This is a genomic window from Solitalea agri (assembly GCF_023914155.1).
Classification (GTDB): domain Bacteria; phylum Bacteroidota; class Bacteroidia; order Sphingobacteriales; family Sphingobacteriaceae; genus Solitalea; species Solitalea agri.
Genome location: NZ_JAMWYS010000024.1, coordinates 192310 through 210436, shown reverse-complemented (window position 1 = coordinate 210436; position 18127 = coordinate 192310). Strand labels below are relative to the sequence as shown.

15 protein-coding genes are annotated in these 18127 nt (G+C 37.1%); 8 read left to right on the top strand and 7 right to left on the bottom strand.

The window, feature by feature from the left end; all coding sequences use genetic code 11:
* Window positions 1-90 precede the first annotated feature (90 nt).
* On the top strand, window positions 91-1803 hold the full coding sequence (lysS, locus tag NF867_RS05615; protein ID WP_252586673.1) for a lysine--tRNA ligase: 1713 nt from the start codon (window positions 91-93) through the stop codon (window positions 1801-1803).
* An 86-nt stretch (window positions 1804-1889) separates the two neighbouring features.
* Here the strand turns inward: lysS and NF867_RS05610 are convergent, their stop codons facing one another.
* Window positions 1890-2333, bottom strand: a complete 444-nt coding sequence (locus NF867_RS05610; RefSeq protein WP_252586671.1) for a hypothetical protein — start codon at window positions 2331-2333, stop codon at window positions 1890-1892.
* Window positions 2334-2492: 159 nt separating this feature from the next.
* Between NF867_RS05610 and ung the strand changes: the two genes are divergently transcribed.
* A complete protein-coding gene (gene ung / locus NF867_RS05605; protein ID WP_252586669.1) occupies window positions 2493-3173 on the top strand; it encodes a uracil-DNA glycosylase in 681 nt (226 codons plus the stop codon).
* Here ung and NF867_RS05600 read toward each other — a convergent pair.
* On the bottom strand, window positions 3166-3636 hold the full coding sequence (locus NF867_RS05600; protein WP_252586667.1) for an Lrp/AsnC family transcriptional regulator: 471 nt from the start codon (window positions 3634-3636) through the stop codon (window positions 3166-3168). The two genes, ung and NF867_RS05600, sit on opposite strands and share 8 nt — an antisense overlap.
* A gap of 120 nt (window positions 3637-3756) precedes the next feature.
* Here NF867_RS05600 and NF867_RS05595 point away from each other — a divergent pair, with 120 nt between their 5' ends.
* The 3 genes from NF867_RS05595 to smpB are packed head-to-tail and all read left to right on the top strand — an operon-like array spanning window position 3757 to window position 6806.
* Window positions 3757-4413, top strand: a complete 657-nt coding sequence (locus tag NF867_RS05595; protein WP_252586665.1) for a metal-dependent transcriptional regulator — start codon at window positions 3757-3759, stop codon at window positions 4411-4413.
* Between the two features lie 4 nt (window positions 4414-4417).
* Window positions 4418-6298 carry an Nramp family divalent metal transporter gene (locus NF867_RS05590; RefSeq protein WP_252586664.1) on the top strand — a complete coding sequence of 627 codons (1881 nt, stop codon included), beginning with the start codon at window positions 4418-4420 and terminating at the stop codon, window positions 6296-6298.
* 55 nt (window positions 6299-6353) lie between these two features.
* Window positions 6354-6806, top strand: a complete 453-nt coding sequence (smpB, locus tag NF867_RS05585) for an SsrA-binding protein SmpB (protein WP_252586661.1) — start codon at window positions 6354-6356, stop codon at window positions 6804-6806.
* A gap of 60 nt (window positions 6807-6866) precedes the next feature.
* Here the strand turns inward: smpB and NF867_RS05580 are convergent, their stop codons facing one another.
* Window positions 6867-7511 (bottom strand): protein-L-isoaspartate(D-aspartate) O-methyltransferase, encoded by a 645-nt coding sequence (locus NF867_RS05580; RefSeq protein WP_252586660.1) that lies wholly within the window; start codon window positions 7509-7511, stop codon window positions 6867-6869.
* Between the two features lie 119 nt (window positions 7512-7630).
* On the opposite strand from NF867_RS05580, the gene NF867_RS05575 reads away from it, so the two are divergent.
* Window positions 7631-8317, top strand: a complete 687-nt coding sequence (locus NF867_RS05575; RefSeq protein WP_252586658.1) for a hypothetical protein — start codon at window positions 7631-7633, stop codon at window positions 8315-8317.
* Here the strand turns inward: NF867_RS05575 and priA are convergent.
* Together priA and NF867_RS05565 are read right to left on the bottom strand one after the other, a co-directional pair.
* Complete coding sequence (gene priA / locus NF867_RS05570) at window positions 8314-10797, bottom strand: replication restart helicase PriA (protein WP_252586655.1); 2484 nt, start codon at window positions 10795-10797, stop codon at window positions 8314-8316. The genes NF867_RS05575 and priA overlap by 4 nt on opposite strands.
* A gap of 81 nt (window positions 10798-10878) precedes the next feature.
* Entirely contained in the window at window positions 10879-11271 is a 393-nt protein-coding gene (locus NF867_RS05565; protein ID WP_252586654.1) for a DUF423 domain-containing protein, read from the bottom strand.
* A 110-nt stretch (window positions 11272-11381) separates the two neighbouring features.
* On the opposite strand from NF867_RS05565, the gene NF867_RS05560 reads away from it, so the two are divergent.
* Both NF867_RS05560 and NF867_RS05555 read left to right on the top strand, forming a co-directional pair.
* Entirely contained in the window at window positions 11382-14090 is a 2709-nt protein-coding gene (locus tag NF867_RS05560; protein ID WP_252586652.1) for a hypothetical protein, read from the top strand.
* A 134-nt stretch (window positions 14091-14224) separates the two neighbouring features.
* Window positions 14225-15655 carry a DUF5723 family protein gene (locus NF867_RS05555; RefSeq protein WP_252586650.1) on the top strand — a complete coding sequence of 477 codons (1431 nt, stop codon included), beginning with the start codon at window positions 14225-14227 and terminating at the stop codon, window positions 15653-15655.
* A gap of 3 nt (window positions 15656-15658) precedes the next feature.
* Here the strand turns inward: NF867_RS05555 and tsaB are convergent, their stop codons facing one another.
* Together tsaB and NF867_RS05545 are read right to left on the bottom strand one after the other, a co-directional pair.
* Entirely contained in the window at window positions 15659-16345 is a 687-nt protein-coding gene (gene tsaB, locus NF867_RS05550; protein ID WP_252586648.1) for a tRNA (adenosine(37)-N6)-threonylcarbamoyltransferase complex dimerization subunit type 1 TsaB, read from the bottom strand.
* Between the two features lie 61 nt (window positions 16346-16406).
* Window positions 16407-18062, bottom strand: coding sequence for a S41 family peptidase (locus tag NF867_RS05545; protein WP_252586646.1), 1656 nt, complete (start codon window positions 18060-18062; stop codon window positions 16407-16409).
* Window positions 18063-18127 lie beyond the last annotated feature (65 nt).

The following is an 18127-nucleotide window of genomic DNA, read 5'->3' as shown; positions in this document are numbered from 1 at the left end:
CTAAAAATATTCATTTTTGACTTATTTTCTGCCTAATATTCAAATTCCTATATTTGCACTCCGTTTTAAGAAAAGTTAAGAAGAAGAACCATGCTAAACGAACAAGAAATTCAACGCCGTGAAGGGTTGAAAGAACTGCGCCAATTGGGCATCAATCCCTATCCTGCTGAATTATTTGAAGTCAACGCTCATGCAAAACAGATAAAAGATAATTTTAAGGAAGGCAGTACTGAATTTCAGTCGGTATCACTTGCCGGTCGTATCATGAGTAAACGTATTATGGGTAGCGCCTCATTCGCCGAGTTGCAAGATGCATCGGGTCGTATTCAGGTATATATTGCTCGTGATGAAATTGCTCCTGGTGAGGATAAAACCCTTTACAATACGGTATTTAAAAAGATCCTGGATATCGGTGATTTTATTGGTGTAAATGGATATGCTTTCTTAACTAAAACCGGTGAAATTTCGGTACATGTTAGCTCCTTAACAGTTTTGAGCAAATCGTTAAAACCACTTCCGGTGGTTAAACGCGATGAAGAAGGACATGTTTATGATGGCTTTACTGATCCGGAAATGCGTTATCGCCAGCGCTATGTTGATTTAACAGTTAACCCGGAGTTTAAAAATATTTTTATCACCCGTTCAAGACTAATCAGCACTATGCGTCAGTATTTTGATTCGCATGGCTGGTTAGAAGTGGAAACCCCGATTTTGCAGGCGGTTCATGGAGGGGCAGCGGCTCGTCCGTTTAATACACATCATAATACACTCGACATGCCTTTGTTCTTGCGTATCGCTAATGAGTTGTATTTAAAACGCTTAATTGTGGCGGGTTTTGACGGTGTTTATGAGTTCGGTAAAATGTTCCGTAACGAAGGTATGGACCGTACTCACAACCCAGAGTTCACTTCAATGGAGATCTATGTAGCTTACAAAGACTACAAATGGATGATGACTATGACCGAAGAGGTGATCGAAAAAGTTGCCCTTTCATTGCATGGAACTACAAAGGTTCAGGCTTGGGGTAATGAAATTGATTTTAAAGGGCCATACGAACGTTTATCAATGTATGGCTCAATTGAAAAATATACTGGTATTGATGTTTCGAAAATGGACGAAACTCAATTACGCGAAGTGTGTCATAAATTGAGCATTGAGATAGATGATACGATGGGTAAGGGCAAATTAGTGGATGCGATTTTTGGCGAAAAGGTTGAACACTTATTGATCCAGCCTACCTTTATTACCGATTATCCAATTGAAATGACTCCATTGGCTAAAAAGCACCGTACAGAAGAAGGCTTAGTAGAGCGTTTTGAGCTGTTTGTAAACGGTAAAGAAATTGCCAATGCTTACTCGGAGTTGAACGACCCGATTGATCAGCGTGAGCGTTTCGAAGAGCAACTGAAATTGGCTGCTCGTGGAGATGATGAAGCAATGGCTATGGATGAGGACTTTTTACGTTCACTAGAATATGGTATGCCGCCAACAGCGGGTTTGGGTATTGGTATTGATCGTTTAACAATGTTAATGACTAACCAAAGCACGATTCAGGAGGTGTTATTCTTCCCTCAAATGCGTCCTGAAAAGAAAGTTTCGGCAAGTACCGACGAGGATTTTGTAGCACTAGGAGTTCCTTCAGAATGGGTACAGGTGATCCGTAAAATGGGCTTCAATACCACTGAAGATTTTAAAGCTGCGAATCCAAATAAGGTGTTTAATGATATGGGCGGCTTGAAAAAGAAAATGAAGCTGGATATTAAAAATCCTTCGCTAGAAGAAGTGAAGAACTGGTTTGTATAAATAATAGCTACGACATAATAAAAAGAAGCGCCCCGAAGATTTTCGGGGCGCTTTTGTGTATTAACTGGCTATCGATTGATGTAATGTTATTTATGTTTATAAACGAGTAGGGTTTCTGTTTTTCCGTCTGCGCTACTTTCTGTTTCTTTTATTATTAAATTTTCCCCTGTTAGGGTGTATTCCCCATAAACACTTTCTGAACTTTCAGCGCTGGCTTTAACCAATATTTTATTATTATCAATTCGGTAGGTTAGTGTGGTTATTATCGCATTTCCCTGATCATCTACCTGGGTAATTATCTTATCACCCTTAAACTGAATCTCCATTTTATTCTTTTCAGCAAATTGAGAAATCGGAATGTTAAACTGATTAGTAAGCTCATTTTGGGCATTAAATACTTTTACATCTGCACTTTGAAGTACCCAACTGCCATCAAAAGTTAAAACTGGTTCTTCATCATTATTACATGAAGAAAACAAAAAGCTGACGCAGCCTAAGAGAGCAATAAGTAAAATGCGGCCTTTTTTCATATCTCGACTATGGTTTATAATTGTGGTTATTAAACGTGACTAATAGTTTATAATCCTTAATACGCAAAATCCCCATGATAGTTACGAAAGTCGTTCAGAGAATACAGGTGCAGGAGAAGAATAACTGATTTTTGTATCTTTCAGCCAAATTAAATACGTATGTTAATAGAATTAGAACCTTCGTGGCTTTCGGTATTAAAAGATGAATTTGAAAAGGAATACATGGTCAAATTGAAGACTTTTTTGCATGAAGAAGAGAGCAAAGGCTATGAGATTTATCCTAATAGAGCAGATATCTTTAATGCTTTTAATCATACACCGTTTGATAAAGTAAAGGTTGTAATTATTGGGCAAGACCCCTATCATGGGGCAGGACAGGCTCATGGGCTTTGTTTTTCAGTTCAAAAGGGTGTGGCTGTACCTCCATCTCTCAAAAATATTTATAAGGAATTGGGAACCGACCTTGGATTGGAAACACCGGGCCATGGCTCACTAACAGAGTGGGCCGATGAGGGAGTTTTATTACTGAATGCGACCTTAACAGTTAGGGCAAATCAGGCGGGTTCGCATCAAAATAGAGGTTGGGAACAATTTACCGATACAGTTATTAGAATCTTGTCGGAGAAAAAGAAAGGATTAGTATTTATTTTGTGGGGAAACTATGCAAAAGCTAAGACGGCTTTAATAGATCAAAAGGATCATTTTATATTGACTGCAGCCCACCCATCACCATTTTCGGCATATAACGGATTTTTAGGCTGCAGACACTTTTCAAAAACGAATGAATTGCTTAGTCAACAAGGCTTAGCGCCTGTAAACTGGCAAGTTACTTCTAAATAAGAATTGGAAGCGACGGTTTAATATTACTAGAAAGAATCATCATAGTACTTTGGTGACCAATCTCTTCAATTTTACTCAATTTCTCCAAAATAATGCTTTCGTAGCTTTTCATATCTTTTGCTACAAGTTTTACAACAAAATCTGAGGAACCGGTTACGTGGTGACATTCTACTACCTCGTCGATTTCATTGATCTTATTGATGAATTTATTCCGTGAGTCAGGAATGTTTAAGTTGATAGTAATTTGAATGAAGCATTTAACTGAAAAACCAAGCGATTCTTCATCAACTGCTGCATGATAACTTTTAATATATCCCTGATTTTCGAGCTTACGAACACGCTCTAAAGTTGGAGCCGGTGATAATCCAATTTCATTCGACAATTGAAGATTGGTAATACGTCCGTCTTTTTGTAATAATTTGATAATGTGCAGGTCTATTTTATCGAGATGATGTCCGTTCATTGTTTTTTATTTGTTGCAAAGTAGCGAATTTATTCGCCACCAAACAATATTCTGCCGAAATATTTTTTGGATATTTTAGGTTAGTCTAAAAAAAATATTAGATTTGGTTCAATTGTTAATATGAACTCATTTACAGAAGAGAATTATCTGAAAGCCATCTATAAACTTACCGAGCAAAGTGTTGGAAATGTTACCACTAACGCCATTGCCGAGGTAATGAATACGAAAGCAGCTTCAGTTACAGATATGGTTAAAAAGCTTGCCGATAAAAAGCTGGTAAACTATGCCAAATATCAGGGGGTTAGCTTGACAAAAAAAGGAGAGGATATCGCCATTCAAATTATTCGAAAGCATCGCTTGTGGGAATTCTTTTTGGTAAATAAGCTCAATTTTAAGTGGGATGAGGTGCACGATATTGCCGAAGAACTCGAACATATAAATTCATCGGCATTAATTGACCGCCTTGATGAGTTTTTAGGATACCCAAAGTATGACCCTCATGGTGATCCTATTCCTTCAAAGAACGGAATTTTTTCAGCCAATAACTTTTATAAACTGTTAAAACTAAATGAAGGCGACTCGGGTAAAGTGGCTGGCGTATGTGATCACAGTAATACGTTTCTCCAATACCTCGAAAAGCAAAAATTGGGATTGGGGACTTCGGTCTATTTAACTGAAAAAAACGAGTATGATCAGTCGGTGGTTATTACAACTACTGATGGCAGGGTGCTTTTTCTTAGTAAAGAGGTAGCAAATAATATTCTGATAGCGAAATAATTTTATGGCCGAAGTTCAAAGTACAAGCTCGTTAGGAGAGGTTCATTCAAGTGTAAATATTCCTGTAAATAAAAGTGCCTGGAAAAGATTTTTTGCATTTATTGGGCCCGCTTATTTGGTAAGTGTAGGATATATGGATCCTGGAAACTGGGCCACCGACATTGCCGGAGGGAGCAAATTTGGGTATCAGCTAATCTGGGTCTTACTAATGTCGAACCTGATGGCCTTATTGCTGCAAAGCTTAAGCGCCCGATTAGGGATTGTTCGTGGTCTTGATCTTGCACAGGCCTCTAGAAAAACCTACCCATCCTATATTAATATTCCACTATATGTTTTAGCCGAAATAGCCATTGCTGCCTGCGATTTAGCCGAGGTTATTGGAATGGCTATAGGGTTAAAATTATTATTCGGCTTGCCATTGATTTGGGGTGTTTCTATAACAGTGCTTGATACATTGATCATTCTTTTCTTGATGAACAAGGGTATCCGGACAATGGAAGTGTTCATCGTTTCAATGGTGTTCATTATCGGTGTGTCATTTTTAGTGGATGTTTTTATTGCAAGCCCAGATTTTCATGAAGTGGCCAAAGGTTTTAAGCCATCAATTTTAAGTGGTGATGCCCTGTATATTGCAATTGGTATTATTGGAGCCACAGTAATGCCACATAATTTATACCTGCACTCCTCATTGGTACAAACCCGTAAAATTGCTTACGAGCATAAGAGTTTAAAGGAAGCATTAAAGTTCAATTTTTTTGATACTACCATAGCGCTTAACCTGGCTTTTTTCGTAAATGCATCCATTCTCATTTTAGCGGCTGCGGCATTTCACAATAACGGTTATTTTGAAGTGGCTGATATTGAAGATGCACATCAACTTTTAAACTCCATTTTTGGTTCATTAGCGCCGGCTTTGTTTGCCATTGCTCTAATTGCGTCGGGACAGAGTTCAACTATTACCGGAACCTTGGCCGGTCAGATTATTATGGAAGGTTATTTAAATCTCCGTATCAGGCCATGGCTAAGAAGATTAATAACTCGATTGATTGCTATTGTTCCTGCTCTTATAACCATTTTATGGTTTGGAGAAGATCAATTGGGTAAGCTATTGGTCTTAAGTCAGGTAGTGTTGAGCCTACAGTTGGGTTTCGCCATAATTCCTCTTATTCATTTTTGTAGTGATAAAACTCAAATGAATGGCTTCGCTATTAAACCTTGGGTTAAAATATTGGCATGGGTAAGTGCGGCCCTAATTATTTCATTAAACGTTAAATTAGTGATAGAAGAAATTGGAGGTTGGATAGAAGTAGCTGGCTCAAACGTGATTTATATCTATTTATTCGTTATTCCTATAGCCATATTAACTGGTTGCTTGCTGATTTACGTGATCTTTGCACCATTTGTTCGGCGAAAAAGCGCTAAGGATGACTTTGTGCCTCATGGACAAGCGATTTCAATTGGTAAACCTGAAATAATTAAGTATAAACATATAGCCGTTACGGTGGATTTTTCGGAAATGGATAAGCATACTATTCGTAATGCCCTTGTGCAGGGTGGGAAGGATGCCGAGTATACCTTAATTCACATTGTTGAATCCGCTGGTGCCCAATACCTTGGTAAGAATATAAACGATTTTGAAACCCGTAGCGATGCTGATAATCTTGATATATATGTTGCCGAAATAACTAATCATGGTTATAAAGTAAATGCCCAAATAGGATACGGAAATCCGGCAAAGTCGATTTCGCAGATTGTAAACGAAAAAGATATTGACTTTTTAGTAATGGGTGCACATGGACATAAAGCCTTAAAAGATGTTATCTTTGGGGCCACAGTAGACACTGTACGTCACAAAGTGAATGTACCGGTGCTGATTGTTAAATGATAGGAATGGATTATTGAATGAGCGTATGATCCTCATTCACTCATTAAAAAGAAGCATGTCATCAAATAATATCAATGTAAAAAATAAGAAGGCTTATTTCGAATACCATATAATTGATAAATATACAGCTGGAGTAAAATTATTAGGTACCGAAATTAAGTCGATAAGAGAAGGTAAAGTGAATATCAATGATGCATTCTGTGCATTTATGGATGATGAATTATATATTCGAAATATGCATATTGCTGAATATTCTCATGGTTCATTTTATAACCACGAAGCTAAACGCGACCGGGTTTTGCTTTTACAGAAGAAAGAATTAAAAAAACTTACCCAAAAAACCAAGGAGAAAGGCTATACAATTGTTCCATTGTATATGTTTATCAGCGACCGAGGATTTGCTAAAATTGAAATTGCGCTTGCACAAGGTAAAAAAGAGTTTGATAAACGAGAGAGCATTAAAGAAAGAGATGCCAAAGTAGAGATGGGAAGATTGCGGAAATTTTAGAGGATAGATTTACGATTCTAAATTGAAATTACTCAATCTACAATCGTAAATCTAACTAGTTTACCAAGCCTTGTCACCAATTAACGGCACAAACCTAAATTGTGCGAATTCCACTTTCTCAAACTCGGTTTCTGATACTCTGATCACCGTAGTCATCGTTTGTACATTTTCATCACCAACCGGAATCACCATAACTCCTCCAATGGCTAACTGTTTTAATAGGGTATCAGGAATGTTTGGTGCTCCCGCAGTCACTAAAATCTTATTGAATGGTGCCTGTTCGGGTATACCCATGGATCCATCGCCTAAATAGAAATTTGCTTTATAACCAAGTTTAGGTAAAAATACAGTGGTTTTGTTGAACAAATCTTTTTGTCGTTCAATAGTGTAAACATTAGCACCTAACTCAACTAAAATAGAGGTTTGATACCCCGACCCTGTACCAATTTCAAGCACTTTTTCTCCTGACTGTATATGCAATAGTTCAGTTTGATAGGCAACAGTGTAGGGTTGAGAGATCGTTTGTCCGGCATCAATCTTTAAAGCTTTATCTTCATAAGCCACTTCTGCTGAATATTTTTCGATAAAGAAATGACGCGGAATCTTTTCAATAGCTTTCAGAACTCGTTCATCCTTAATGCCTTTTTCCTTAAGTTGTTTTACCAATACTTTTCTTAATCCTTTGTGTTTGTACGAATCGAGCATTAATTTTAAGCTATAGTTATATAATTATCAAAAATACAGAAAAATGGCTCAATATTTGATAAGTGCGCGGTAATTTCTTTCGCACTCCTTATTTTTGCTGTTAAATCAATTTGTTTTCCATGTTTAATACTAAACCAACTATTGCCTTATTATTATTATTATCTATTTCTTTCTTAACCAAAGCCCAAGAGATCTCTCCCTATAAGTTCAGCTTAGGGATAAAGGCATTAAGTTATACCCAGCGAATGCCGGTTCCTAATTCTGACTATGATAATAACGACTACGTCCTAAATTATCCTAGTGCTCTAATTTTTAAAGTTAGGAGTAATTTATTTTTATGGAGATCAACAATTGAATATAACCGATTTAAAGACGATAACTCTAATCCGGAATGTTCTACTTGTCCGAAGACCACAGGTAAATATGAAACCTTTAAGGTGGGGGGAGGTTTTGAGAAAGAGTTCTATTACTCAAATGTAAGACCAGTGTTAGGGCTCGACTTGTTCTACTATCGGTCTGATTACAATGGGAATTTATCAGTAGGTAGTTCGGAGGAGACCTTACAAACTAATACAAGAAATGGAGCTGGGTTTTCTCCATTTGTGGGTATTAAGATTTTTCCCGTAGATTTTATTGCCATTACTGCTACAACAAGTTTTGATGGAATTTTATATCACGAAGGTATTAAATCTGAAATGCTAAGCACAGGTGTTAAAACAACCACTCCTGGTAAATACCATTATGATACCATGTTTAATCCGGTTGCCGGTTTGTCTATTACCTATAATTTTGGAACCCAGGATTAATACGGATCTACGTCAATTTTAATCAGGCTGTTACGGTTATTTTTTTGTGTATAAAAAAGATCAATAGCAGCCTGAATAACTTGTTTTACTTTTGAAATTGATACACCTTCTTTTTCAATCTTAATCAACAGGGTTTTGATATAATAATTACGAATACGGCCAACGAGTGGAAATTCGGGGCCCAAAACACGCTTACCAAGTTGACCTTTGAGTTCTTTTGCTAAAAACTCGGCTGATTCATTTACCTGTTCAAGGTCTTTATTTTTTATATCGATCTGAATCAGACGATAGAAGGGTGGATACTGAAATCCACTACGTTCGGCAAGTTCAGAATTAAACAACTGATCATACTTGTTGTACATTACCCACTCAATTACCCGGTGATTCGGTTGGGAACTTTGGATAATTACTTTACCTCTATTAGCTCTTCTGCCGGCACGGCCACTAACTTGTGTCATTAACTGATAACTGCGCTCAAATGCTCTAAAATCGGGGTAATTAAGCATAGCGTCAGCATTTAATACTCCAATCAAACTTACGTTTTCAAAATCAAGGCCTTTAGTAACCATTTGTGTACCTACCAAAATGTCGATTTTGCGTTCTTCAAAATCATTTATCAGCTGTTGGTAACCATATTTACTGCGGGTAGAATCAAGATCCATACGGGCAATTTGAGCTCCGGGCAAAAGTATTGCTAATTCATCCTCAATTTTTTCAGTTCCAAATCCTTTTTGTTCTACCTGTGTACTTCCACAAGCTGGACAACGGTAAAAGATATCATCTTTGAAACCACAGTAATGACAATGCAGCTTGTTGTCGTGCTTGTGGTAGGTGAGACTAATATCGCAGTTAACACATTTTGGGGTGAAACCACAGGTGCCACATATTAACATTGGAGCATAGCCTCTCCGGTTTTGGAAAAGAATCACCTGTTCTTTTCTGTTTAAAGCGAGTTCAATTTCGGTAAACAGCAAGGCCGAAAAATGCGATCGCATCGACTTTTGCTTACGTTCTTGTTGCAAGTCGGCAACCTGTATTTCGGGAAGCTGTACACCTCCATAGCGCTCAGTTAATGGAACCAATTTGTATCGATCGCTGGTTGCATTAAAGTATGTTTCTACAGATGGAGTTGCCGAACCTAAAATAATTTTTGATGTATGGAGATGAGCCAGGTATAAGGCCGTATCTCGGGCATTATAACGTGGAGCGGGGTCAAATTGTTTAAATGAGGTTTCGTGTTCTTCATCTACAATGATCAGTCCTAGATCAGCAAAGGGCAAAAACACCGAAGAACGGGCCCCCAATATTATTTTGTATTGGTTGTTCAGCGTTTTTTGCCAAACTTCAGCGCGCTCATTATCATTATATTTCGAATGATAAATCCCTACATTTTCACCAAAATAGGCCTGTAACCGTTGGATCATTTGGGCGGTAAGAGCAATTTCAGGTAAAAGGTAAAGAGCCTGTCGACCTTCTTTCAAACAGTCTTCAATTAACTTTATGTAGACCTGTGTTTTGCCAGATGCGGTAACACCATGGAGCAAAACCGGTTTATTTTCTTTAAAGCCATTGGCTATTTCGTCAAAAGCCAATTGTTGAGCAGGAGATAGAGTGTAGTTTTTAATCAGCTCAATTTCTGGGTCAGAAAAGCGGCTGACCTCTTTTTTCTCCGTTCGGAAAATATCTTTCTCAACCAAGGCATTAAAAGCAGAAGTTGATGAACCACTTTCTTCCATTAGCTGCTTTTTAGTTACCGAAGGCTGAATTTTGGAAAGTCTAAGGTAAACCATCAACAGATCAACCTGTTTGGGAGCTCTTTCTAAAATGGAGAATAGCTCTTTAAGCTGATCAGGGTTGTTATAAATGCGATGAAGTTTCACAAATGTTTCAAGCTTAGGCTTGAAACGATTATTCAACTCTTCAGAAATTAAAACAATTTGTTTTTCGGTGAGTGATTTAATGAGTGGCATTACGGTTTTTTGACCTAAAACCTTTATTACATCATTAATACTCAATTCATCTTTTACTTCAAGAGCTTCAACTATCAGAAACTCTTTATCATTGAGGAGAGTCTTGTCGAATTCATGCTCACGATTCAGAAGGATCTTTGTTTCACTGGCCAGTTTGAGGGCAGTAGGCAAGGCGGCATTCATCACCTCACCAATGTAGCACATGTAATAAGATGATAACCACTGCCAAAGTCTTAATTGATTCTCGGTTACTAAAGGTTTATCGTCTAAGACCGAGATGATATACTTGGCCTCATAAAGAGATGGAGCTTCGGTGGTAAGCTGATGAACTAAAGCTGTATAGATCTTGTTTTTGCCAAACTGCACCACAACACGCTGCCCCACACGTATGCTTTGATTGTATTCAAAAGGTACCCGATAGGTATAATTGCGTGAAATGGCTAAGGGCAATATAACTTCGGCAAACAAGGTTAACCGATCGTTAAATTCGCCCGAATGAAGTTTTAGCATATAAATTTGATGTGTAATAGCAGACGCTCAATGCAGCGTCAATTTAAGCATATAATTACATTTTGCACGCGTAATTTATGCTTATATACGTTCGCGGGTGGCACCAATAAAGATCGATAGCCAACCTAAGATAAAAGCAATGCCACCTATAGGAGTAACAATACCGATCCATTTGGCATTTTCTAAACCAATAATGTCTTTTATAGCCAAAAAGTAAAGGGAACCTGAGAATAGAATAATGCCGGCGATAAAAAACCAAACCGCTCTCAAAAAGGAACTTTTAACGGAAATTTTTGGATAAAATGCAAGAACAAGGATAACAATAGTATGATAAAACTGATATTGAATGCCTTTTTCCCAAATAGCAATCTGATAATCATTTAATAATGGTTTAAGACCATGAGCACCAAAGGCTCCTAATCCCACGGCTAGGGCACCAAAAAATGCCGCAGTCATTAAAACTTGTTTTTGCATGAACGGAAGGTTATCTTAAATAATGAAATAGGCAACAAAATTAACAACAGTTTACGATATGTAAACGATACAAAAATGTAAAAGTATATTTTTGTTTAAAATCATCATCCATGAACAAATTTATAGTGGCAGTAAGTGTATTAGTTGCAGCAGTGGCCACGGTTGTATTTTTTTATTTCAAAAACCTCAATTCTAGTGTTTCACAATCCCAGCCATTAAAAGCTATTCCCGAAACAGCCGCATTAGTAGTTGATCTTCAGCATTCCAATGATTTTTTTGTACTCGTAAAAAAAAGTAAACTCCTCGAAGATCTGTTTACTCCAACTCAACTGGCAAAATTAAATGATCTAAATAAGTCGTTTCTGCAACATGCTGATCTCTACAAGACATTGGAAAATCAGCGTATTTTAATCTCATCACACATAGGGTTAAACGATAATGTTGAAATGTTGTTTGTGATTCCTGTAAAAGATGAATTATTGGATAGTTTTTTTGAGCATTTATCAGATGAAGAGAATAGGGCTAAGTATAACGCTAGCGAGATCTTTGGAGTTAATGTATTTGCTACACAAACAATCAATAAAGAGTCCTTCTTTTTTTGTCATTATAAGGGTCTGTTTATCGGGAGTTTTGATAAGAAATTGATAGAGCAAAGTCTTGATCTGCAGGTGAACAGCCAAGGAAATGCTTTGGGTTCATTGATAAAAGTTGAAAGTAATAAAGCCAAGGCAGTTCAGGCAAGTGTTTATATAAATTACGAGCAGTTGAGTATTTGGGTCGATGCATTTCTTGAGAAGAATAGAAAGGGAGAATTCAGATTCCTATCGCAAATTGCTCAATCAAGTAATTTGAACTTAAATTATAAAAGTGACGCCCTGATGTTCAATGGCATTACGGAGGCTGGTCTATCTACCTCAAATTACCTGGCGATGTTTTTAAATCAGAAGCCACAAACAATTAAAATCCCCTTAATTATTTCAGAAAATACTGCGGTTTTGGTTGATTTTGGAATTGAAAATTATGCCCAGTTCAAGAAAGATCAAAAAGTTTATCTGGGGCAGAATAAGCAGATCTCAACCTATGAGAAATGGATAAGCAATTTCAATAAAGTGTATCGGGCAGATTTTGAAAATGATTGGGCTGCTTTTATGGGGAACGAGTTTGCACTGGTTATGTATAACAATGAAGGAATCAATGTTGCAGATAGTCAAATGGCAGTTGTTGCTTTGAGTGATACAGCTAAAGCTGCTGCTTATTTAGGTGGGCTTATAGTTAATAGCAGGGGAAGAAGTCAGAGTCTTAACTACAGAGGTTTTGCAATCTATTATTGTGATCATCCGGATATCTTAAGCAATGCTTTGGGAAGTGTTTATAAAGAAATCAGAAGACCGTATATGGCTATTGTTAATGATTATTTGATTGCAGCTACCTCTGAAAGTTTATTGCAAAAATTCATTGATGAATACCTTCAACTGAAACCATTGGAAGACAATGAACGTTATCGGTCATTTGCAAAATATATTAATTCGCAGTCAAACGTATATGTTTATTTAAATGTGGCTAATAGTCGGAACATGTTAACTAAAGGAGTGAAAAATGAATTTTCAGAATTCCTTAATTCCAATAAAGGGGTTTCAAATTATTATGGCTTAACGTTTCAACTTAATTCAAGTGGAGGGCAGTTCTTTAGTAATATGACCCTTCTGTATTTACCGCAAACAGAAAAAACAGTAAAAGATTCAACTAAATATACAGCTGCTACCACAATAAGTTTAGAAGGGGATCTTGCGAAGCAACCGATTTTGGTAAAATCAGAAGCAGGTGACAATGCGTTTGTTTTATTGGATAAACGAAACCAAGTATATTTTGTAAATGAATCAGGTAAATTATTTTGGAAATTTAAACTGGATAACCCTGTCTTGGGTAATATTCAGGTTATACAACCTAATGGTAAACCGATTTTGATCTTTAATACTTATTCAAAATTGTATGTATGCGATGAAAATGCCATGCCACTTTCTGGCTTTCCAATAGTTTTTAGGAAGAAAATAACAGCCCCTGTTTCTGTTTTTGATTATGATGGCAACCATGATTATCGGTTTTTCGTACCCTTAAGTGATAGGTCCGTATTTGCTTTTGATTTAAAGGGAAAGGCCGTTGCCGGTTGGAATCCAAAAAGAAACGTAGGAAGCTTTGACAAAAGTTTTCAGATGGTAAAAATGGCGGGAATTACTTTTTTGTTTACTGTTTCTACGGATAACAAGTTTAGTTTCTTTGATCGGAAAGGAAAACTACTATCGAGTGGAAAGCTTCCCAATAGTGTAAGAAATGAGTTTTATCCGGTAATAAATACGAAGGCCTCCAATTCCAAATTTGTGAGCTCTGATGCATCCGGAAATATTGTTACTATATTTTTTGATGGTCGTGTTCGCTCTAAAACTATGGGAAGCTGGTCTGGGGAGCAATTTTTTGCTTTAAAGAACATTGCTGGTAATGAGCAGCCAGAATATGTCTTTTTTGATAAAAATCACCTGTTTGTTTACGCTACAGATGGATCACTAATCTATGATTATGAACCCGAAGGAAAGGCTTCTACGGAGGTCCAGTTCTTTAAGAGTCCGGATGGTAAATGCACCATTGGCTTAAATCAGCCCGAAGCACACCAGCTTATTGAGCTCAAAGAGAAGGGTGAGTTGAGTTCGGGATTTCCTGTCGAGGGAAGTACCGCCTTTGCTAAATACAATTCAAAATTATATGGTGATTTTTCTGTTATAGTTGGCGCTGATAATCATAAGGTTATTATTTTTAAAAAGCAGTAAATCAATTAAAATTATCATCAATAGAATTATATAACTATTGTTTATTTTTTCGTTTTTTAATGAAACAATCTAAATGGGACAAAGTATAAAAATGAATAAACTAACAAGCATCCATTTACCTGTTTTATAATTATATGAAACAAAAACTTACGCTCGTAATAATTCTGTTGTTTCTAACAAGCGCGGTTCAAGCGCAGCGAATTGCCGTTTTTGGTTCAGGAACCTTATTTGAGGCCCTTGAGAATCCGTCAATCGGGATACTTAAAAGTGATTGTAACCTGGTACAGTTTAATTGCTTTATCCCATCTTTTACAGCTGATGCACGTGTTTTTGGTGATGCTGATACTCTGTTACGTAATCATGCTTTAAATAATAGCAAAACTCTTTATCATATTCCTCCTTTACCTAATTCTCAAAAAGTAAATTATGGCATAGGAACCGCTTCAATCAATTGGATTGCTGCTAAAATTCTACTTGATTATCGCACACATTCAGAGTTATTGGTCGATGTTTCTTCGAAAGCTTACGGAACAGCAAATGGAAAAAATGAAGCTGTTTCTGCATTTAACAGTAATAATTTGGAGCCTGGAAGTTACCCAAACCAATTTATTACCAATAGCTATGGCGCTGCTTATACACAAATTGCTTTTGGTTATAGCAGAAGTATTAACGAGCTTCTCACTGCTGGAATTAAACTAGGTTATGTAAGTGGTATTAACTATGCCGATATAAAGTTTACCAATACCCAAATGGATATTCAGCAGAGTTTGAGTACCCCAGAAGAAAATGAACTGTATCTAAGTCTAACAGGTACCTCCAGATTGCTGGGCAAAACAGATTCAGTTACCGCTGGCCATTTTTTACCCAATTTTAAAAATCCGGGTTTTACATTTTCTGCCGGTGTTAATGCGCAGTTTAATGAAGAATGGCAAGCTTCACTATACGTAAAAGACGCTGGGTTTATTAATTGGGAAGACATTAATAGGGAGAAGATTTACGATGGAAGACGGTATATAAATGGAATTCTGCTAAGCGATTATTCTATTGATAGTGTGAAAAATCTGTTGAAGTTCAACGATACCACCATTACACAAAAGCACTTTCGCACTTCGCTTCCAGCCCGTTTAGAAGGGGGTGTTAGCGGATTGCTTCTGCCATATTTGCGATCTTCTTTTTTTGTGTCGATGCCTCTGTATAATTGGCAATCGGATTTGGCTATTATAAATGATTTCTTTTACGAAAATTACCATTTTTTACTACAAGCACAGTATAATACGAATAATGCTTTCCAGGTGGGAACGCATGTAATGATAAAATCAAGGGTTTGTGATTTTATTATAGGTTCCGACAACTTACTTGGGACAATTAAGCTTGCAAAAGCTTCAAACCAGCATACTCAATACTATTATGATTCACGAACAACCGGAAATGTGAATTTTGGCTTGGTATTTAAATTTGGCAAATGCTATTATGCCGAAACAGCCACCTATATTCCAATGGATGACAAAAAGAAAAGCCGTACTGCCCGTAGGCGAGTGCAGCGAACTAAAGATTTTGGAGAGTAATTCTTAATTTTTTTTAGGCTGAGTACTTACAAAATCTTTGAGGTAAAAAGGTTCGAAATATGCTACATCCTCGAAACTGTTTTGAAGGTATTTTACATAGGCCAATGGCGCCACGAACCTGGCCGAGTTATAAGCTCCGGTATCAAAGAGTGCATTTTCAGAGGTTAACATCGATTTGCATTTTTCAGCCCCATTACCAAAGAATACGATCTTTTGCTCACCTAGTAATTCTGTAAAAGATGTTTCATTTATAATTGCAGCATTAGTAGCTTCCACTTCGTTTAATTGTTGGTTATAAATAGTGGTAAAAACTTCCATTCTGCGCGCATCAATCATTGGACACAATAAAACTCCATTTGAAGTATCATTATTTAATAAATATCCATTGGCCATTGCTTTTAGCGTATTAATAGCAATAAGTGGTTTATTTAATGAGTAACATAATCCTTTGGCCGTCGAAACTCCAATTCGTAAGCCGGTATAAGAGCCAGGGCCCATACTTACAGCAATTGCATCAAGGTCAGCCACTGAAAGTCCGGAAGCCTGTAATATTTCTTCAATAAATACGGTTAAGGAACTTGCATGAATATTCGGACTGGTTTCTTCCTTGAAAGCAATTACCTGTTCATTGTTTGATAGTGCTACTGAACAACAAGCGGTAGCGGTTTCTATACTTAAAATAAGGGCCATGAATCAAAAAAAAAGCGAAAGCTGCACTGCTTTCGCCTTCAAAAATAGCATTTTAATTTTTTTAGTTTTTAATTGCCAGGGTGGTGTTATACTGATTTGTATTATTTAGTACTTCAATCGCTTTTTTTACATCTTTATCACGTTTTAATGCTGACTCAATTTTACCTTTCTGATAGTAATACCGTGCAGATATTTCATTTTCCAACAAGGTTATAATTTCATCTTTAAACTTTGCTAAATCTGATAACTTGTCGTGTTTTAACGAACTTTTAAGCTTTTCATAATCAGGTTTAATGGCATCAAAGTATTTTTCCTTAATAGCAGCATTTTTGTAATCTTCCAGCGTTTTTTCACTGGCTGTGACATAGTCGTAATCTTTGTCGGTCAGGTATTTCTCAAAGTCTGCGTAATCAGCATCTGATAATTTAAAGTCCTTTGCTGCATTAATTGAAACATGCTTATTGCGATATGCAGTTGCGTAATCGAAAATAAGGCCTTTGCTGATTAAACTTTGAGCAATGCTACTCAATGAACTTTGATCTGTAGTAAAGTCGGGGATAACACCTCCTCCATCTAAAACCTTGCGTCCGTTTACCGTTTTGAATTCACGAATTAATGAATCAGGAATTTTACCTACACTGCCATCAGGGTTGCGGTGAGCATAGTCTAAAGCCTGAATACAGCGACCACTAGGAATGTAGTATTTAGCAACAGTAATTTTCATTTGGGTATTAAATGCTAAAGGACGTGTGTTTTGAACCAATCCTTTACCGAATGTTCGTTGGCCTACAATCACCCCCCGGTCTAAATCCTGAATTGCCCCTGAAACAATTTCTGAAGCAGAAGCCGATTGACTGTTGGTTAATACTGCCACTGGAATTGCCAGATCAATTGGGGCATTAATGGTTTTATAAGAGCGATTATTGTCCGCAACTTTTCCCTTTGTGGTTACAATTAACTGACCTCTGTCAATAAATACATTGGTCACATTCACCGCTTCGTTTAATAAGCCTCCAGGGTTGCTTCTAACATCAAGAATCACCGCTTTAAGACCAGGATTTTTCTTTAATTCACTAAGCGCTTCTTTTACCTCGTTACCCGCATTTTGTGTGAAACCGGTAAGTTTTATGTAGCCAATATTGTCACTTACCATATTGTAATAAGGAACATTTTTGATTTTGATTTCCTGACGGGTCAATACTTTTTGAAACTCAGTCTTTTCTCCGGGGCGTATTAACGATAATGTTACGGTGGTGTTCGGTTGACCTTTTAAAAAAGTGGTGATATCGCTGCTGGTCTTTCCTTTTACAGAACGGCCATCAATTGAGAGAATAATGTCTCCGGCTCTTAATCCGGCAGATTGAGCTGGCGAACCTTCATAGGGTTCATTTATAATTATTTCGCCTTTACGCTGCATTATAGTCGCTCCTATGCCTCCGTATTGACCCGTGGTCATAAATTTTACATCCTCAATTTCTGATTCAGAATAGAAGTTGGTGTAAGGGTCGAGAGATTTTAGCATAGCGTCGATACCCGTTCGCATAAGTTTTGCGGGTTCAACTTCATCAACGTAATTGGTGTTTACCTCACGATAAAGTGCCGAAAAGATGTCGAGGTTCTTCGAAATTTCGAAGAAGTCATCAACAAAAGCCATAGTGCCGAGAGAGCCGACTGTTATGGCTAAGATCAAGAGCGTTTTTTTGTACCGTTTTAACATAATAAAGATCAATCTTGCACCTAGTCTCAAAAATTATTCCTGTGAATAACTATACTTAAATTAAT